Below are 5,755 nucleotides of genomic sequence, written 5' to 3'. Positions count from 1 at the left end.
ACCATCAATCGCGTCGTCGCCAGTGCTGCCAATCAGAGCGTCGTCTCCGCCTTCGCCGCTTAGCAAATCGTTGCCGGCAAGACCACTTAGCACATTCGCCCAGTCATCACCTGTGAGATAGTCGTCAAATGTAGAACCTTTGAGATTTTCAACGCCGTACAAAGTATCCCCTTCAGCGTCGCCGAGCTGCCCAGCTTTCGACCGAAGATCTACGCTAACACCGGCCTCACTTAGGCTATAGCTTGCAGTATCAAGGCCTTCACCACCAACGATATGGTCGGCGCCTGCACGACCTTCCAGGGTGTCAGACCCCGCGAGTCCATACAGAGTGTCGTCAAAAGCTCTGCCGAAGATCGTGTTCGCGCCGGAGTTCCCAATCCCGACGAACGAGAACGATCCAGTTGCAATCAGGTTCTCAACATCATCACTGAGCCTCCAAGACTCCAGTGAGGTCCGGACTGTATCTGTGCCGCCGTCAAGATCCTCCTCGATCAGGTCCGCGGCGTCATCAACCACATAGGTATCATCGCCAGCTTCACCTCGAAGCGTGTCTGCACCATCACCTCCATCGAGCCAGTCGTCCCCACCGCCACCGATCAGTAAATCTTGGCCTAAGTGGCCGGTCAGACGATTGGACGCTGAGTCGCCCGTTAGTGTGTCGTCGTAGGCGGAACCCGTCACGTTCTCAATGCTGATTAGGATGTCGCCTTCAGAGTCTCCGCCACGCACCATGCCCGATGACAGATTGACGCTAACTGCGATGCCGCTGTCTTTATAGCTAGCAGTGTCACTCCCGGCGCCCCCGTCGAGGCGATCCTCTCCTGCAAGTCCAATGAGCGTATCGTCTCCTCCGAGGCCGGATAACAAGTCCGCATTGGAGTTGCCTGTGATAGTGTTGGCAAGCGTATTGCCTGTTCCGGTAAATGATAAGAATGTCGATGCGAAAAGCTCTTCCGTATTCTCTGCTAATGTCCACGAGCTCAAGGTTGTCGAAACTCTATCATTGCCGCTGTCGACGCCCTCAATTGCCTGATCCAAAGAATTGTCAATTAGGTAAAAATCATCGCCTCTACCACCTATGAGAATATCTTTGCCGGCCGCGCCATCCATTCTGTCGTTGCCGTCCATGCCGTAGATGATGTCGTCCCCGCCACGCCCATAGAGCAGGTCATCTTCGTTGCTGCCGGTCAGACTATCGGCGTAATCAGAGCCACTGAGCACGGAAACGTTGTAGAGCTGATCACCGTCAGCATCTCCACCGAAGTTCCTATTATTAAGAAGATTGACGGTAATCGCAGCCTTTGACTTTGAATAGTCGGCGCTGTTGCGGCCCAACCCACCAAAGAAATTGTCGGCTCCTAGTGAGCCTTGAAATTTATCATCACCGTCATAGCCGTAGAAAATTTCCGTACCAGCACTGCCGTAGAAAATGTTGGCCAAATCATTGCCATGGCCAACGAAGTTAGATGTGCCTATATAGCCGAGGTACTCGACATTCTCGCCTAAGGTATAGCTCGAAAGATTTGTATTTGCTCGGTCTATGCCACCGTCTACTTCTTCGATTAAAATGTCCTCGACGGAGTCTATGACGTAGACGTCATTGCCCAAGCCGCCGATCATCAAGTCGCCGCCGGCTCCGCCATCTACCGTGTCGTTGCCAAGGCCCCCAACCAGGCGGTTCTCACCAGCATCGCCAATAAGGGTATCGTTGAACCCCGTGCCGACTACGTTCTCTATGCCTGTCAGAGAGTCGCCATCCGACGCTGTGCCAGCCGTGAGATTGACCGTCAGCCCTGAAAGGTTAGTTCCATAATCTGCGGTGTCGTTCCCGCTGCCTCCATCCAGGATATCGGCTCCAAGCCCACCTGCCAAAATGTTGTCACCTTCATTCCCGGTAAGATGGTCGGAGAATGCCGAGCCGAGAATTGAACCTATTCCCTGAAGTGCGTCTCCAGCAGCGTCCCCGCCGGCGCCTGTGCCGGCCCCTAGATCGACGGTGACCGCGCTGCCGCTGGTGCTGTAATCCGCGTAGTCGCGGATGCCGCCGAAGAGGCGATCAGCACCCGCACCACCGACCAGCATGCTTCCGGTACCGCTGCCAATTAAGGTGTCCGCAAAGCGCGTTCCGACCACGCGTTCGATGTTCGTTAGGAGATCGCCAGCTGCCTCTCCCTTCAATCCGATCCGTTGGACGAGATCCACCACGACTTGGTCGTCTCCTGCGGAGTAGTCGGCCGTGTCGAAGCCTCCCTGGCCATCGAGGACGTCCATGCCTACACCGCCGGCGAGAACGTCGTCGCTGCCGCTGCCGATCAGCGTGTCATCGCCAGTATTCCCGAACAGGTTCTGTACATCACCACTCGCGACGATCCTGTCGTTGTGACCCGAGCCGATCACGACTTCAATATTGTCAAGCACGTCACCGGCTGCATCGCCATCTGTCTCACCACTCACGAGGTTGAGCACTATGCCGCGCTGCGCATCGGAATAATCCGCCGTGTCAATGCCCAGACCGCCAAAAAGCCTGTCCGCCCCATCTCCGCCCACCAGCCGATCATCGCCATCGCCACCGGTTAGCTCGTTCGTCTGACCGTCGCCGATCAAGGTGTCGTTGAACACCGTTCCAATGACATTCTCGATCAAAGATAGCGTGTCGCCTTCAGCGTTACCACCTGACGCCCAACCGGACGCGAGGCTCACCACAACGGCAGCTATATCATCAGTATAATCAGCGGTATCGACGCCATCACCGCCGATCAACGTGTCGCTGCCTGTCTCACCAATAAGTGTATCGTCGCCAACTCCACCAAGGAGAGTGTCGTTACCATCGCCACCATAAAGCGTATTTGCACGGGCGTCACCTGTGATGGCATCACCGAACGCTGTTCCTTTAATTGCATCGATTTCTACAAAGATGTCGCCATCCGCATCGCCGCCTGAATTGGTGCGGGTTCCAAGCTGAACGACTATGGCAACAAAGTTCGTGCTGTAATCTACGACGTCGAAGCCTACACCGCCGATGAAGTGGTCCGCGCCTGCACCGCCGACAAACTTTGTACCGTTCGGCCCACCTGTTAGCGTGTCGGCGTAGCGCGACCCGATTAGGGTCTCAACGTCCTTCAGGATATCACCCTCAGCATCTCCACCTGCGCCGAGCCCAGTGGTGAGATTTACGACAACAGAAGCACCGCTCGCGGAGTAATCCGCTGCGTCATAACCTGCATCGCCGATGACGAGGTCTGCGCCTGCACCGCCGACCAGCGTGTCGTCACCTCTGCCGCCGTCTAGACGATCATCGCCTGTGCCGCCGATCAGAAGGTTTGCCGAATTATCCCCGCTAAGAACGTCAGCGTAGGCAGAACCCACCAGACCCTCGATCCCATCGAGCAAGTCCCCAACCGCCCCCCCACCTGATGCCGATCCGTTGAGGTCGACCATGACGCCTTCCGTCTCAGCCGAGTAGTCAACTGTGTCGAAACCAATGCCACCTATCATGACGTCGCGGCCTGCGCCGCCAACTAGAAGGTCATTGCCGGCGCCACCGATTAGACGGTCGTATCCCAAGCCCCCGGTCAGAAAGTCATGGCCACCACCCCCACGAATGACATCGTCGAACGCGCTTCCTACTATAGCGTGGTCTGTGTCCGAGGCAGCGAAGGCTGCCACCCCATACGTGAGAGCCGCAAAAGACGTACCCGAAGCACTTGCAGCCCCCCTATCAACGTTTGCCAGAGCTTCAGAAGGTGAAGTGGAACCATCGACGGAATAAGTCGATCCACTTAGGGTCTTAAATAAAGGTGATGACTGACTAATGAGGGCAGTCAGATTAGTGAAAGTGCCCTTGGCTGAGCCTTCAATCAAGCTAATGGCCGTTGTAGTCTCTGTTGGCCCGCCCGTAAGCACGGCATCAGTCACAATGGCGCCAGCGCCGCGGCCGAACCAAACATGATTCTCGCTACTGTTGCCGCCCCGCAAGTTTGGATCGAGACTCGTAATGTCGTCTAGAACTAAATCTTTCGCCCATACGCGGAAATTCCGACCATTATCGTCAGCAACGGCGTTTACCATCACGGTTGAAGAGGACTTAATGTCGTAGCCTGCATCAACATTGCCACTAGCGATCGTGTTTTCGAATCGAATATTGTAGGAACCACCCTCTGTTGCGAATCCGTCTCCATTCCAGAAGCTGCCACTGAGGCGGTCTTCGGCGTTACGCATGCTGCTGTTGCGGATGATAATGTCATGCGCGGTACCCTCGACATGCATACCGATTGCGAATGTCGGGCCGACTTCGTCCTGACGCTGGCTGTCCCCATGGACATCCTCGACGACGACGTTGTTTGTGTCGTATCCCAGGCGGATGACGCCGCGGGAATAGCCATCTACGTCGATGTCTCGGATTGTGAGACCCGAGATGGTCGCAGTCGCGTTTGAGCCTGTAATATAGTTCTCAAAAAAACGCTGAACGTTAGTAGCATCCATGTGCTCGACGGATAGGTTTCTGATGTCGCCCCCGACACGAAAGGCTCCGTAGCCAATATTCATGAAGCTCAAATCTGAGAACTTGAGATTATCGGCGCCGTTTACGAGCCGAAAGACCTGTTCGCCGTGAAAACCAGATGGATCGAAGGGCGCCTCCCGTGTGCCAACAATCTCGGCACGCATCGTATTGCCTGCACTGTCGACTCCTCGAATTGTGACTGGATGGCCATCGGTCCCGCCTGTCCCGATGACAATAGCGGCACCTGTCAGTTGATACGCGCCCTGATCAGCAATGATCCGAACCTCACCCCCCGGTCCTGCCGCACTGATCATCGCAGCCATCACGTCAAGCGTGGCAGCATTTTCAATGCTAGACCCATCACCCTTGCCTGCGCCGGTAGGCGAAATGTAAAGCGTAGCCATAAGGGTCCCTTTTAGTGTGGGGGCAGGCATAGCTCATTCTTGCCGCACTGCGAAGAGCGTAAATTTTACGTAAATCTTGAAACGTGAGATCTCCTTAACTGGCCAAGGTAACAGGCAGGTAGTGTAGGAAAAACTGCCCATGACTGAAGCGGCTGATGCGCTCGAGGACTCCGTTGGTAGAACCGAGCTCCACTGAGATGAAGGTGGGTAGCTCTTGGTCGGATTGACGCTGCGGAAGGCAGGCATATCTGATGATCATCGAAGTGAGTTGAACGACGAGCAGTGGGTACGCATTGAGTCGCTGCTGCAGGGCCGAGCGCATTGACCCAGGCCAACGCTACAACCGCCTCTTTGTAGCGCATCAGGCAGTACGCAGCAGATGAGTACCCCTCGGCACGGACTTAGTCGATCATGGCTAAAGCGATCGCCGCGCTCATGCGTAGGCGGCGCAGATCTATGGCGACGCCGGCTTGAACCATCCGACCCTGACACTTCCCCTGGAACGACGGTGTGGACGCCCAATGCTCGTGCTGAGTTTGAGCGCGAAAGCCGACTCTCCGCAACGTGTCTGACGGACGCGCATGAGCTGTAGTTGGCGCAATGGTGCCTGGCCCTGCCGCCATTGGTCGGCCCTGGCGCTGGCCGATGCGTTCGGTGCTCGATGGGATCTACTACAAGCATTGCGCGGGTTGCTTGTGGCGCTACCTGCGCATGAGTACCCGCCACGCTGGACCGTGCATTGCTGGTTCTTACGCCTCTCACCTTCCGCGTATCTTAGCGCCTTGTCCAAGCTTCATGACGATGGACGACCGCGAGCGAGGCGGGCGCGAGCCAAGGTTCGGGCTCGTTG

1 protein-coding gene is annotated in these 5,755 nt (G+C 56.2%); it reads right to left on the bottom strand.

Annotated features, from left to right (window positions below; genetic code table 11):
• Positions 1-4,905 (bottom strand): beta strand repeat-containing protein (locus tag MFF55_RS16435; RefSeq protein WP_283206757.1); only part of this gene is annotated, 4,905 nt, incomplete at its 3' end.
• Between the last annotated feature and the right edge of the window lie 850 nt (positions 4,906-5,755).

Origin of the sequence: Methylobacterium iners (genome assembly GCF_022179305.1) — a bacterium.
Lineage (GTDB): Bacteria > Pseudomonadota > Alphaproteobacteria > Rhizobiales > Beijerinckiaceae > Methylobacterium > Methylobacterium iners.
The sequence above is the reverse complement of the archived record's forward strand: the minus strand, read 5'-3'. Positions and strand labels throughout refer to the sequence as shown.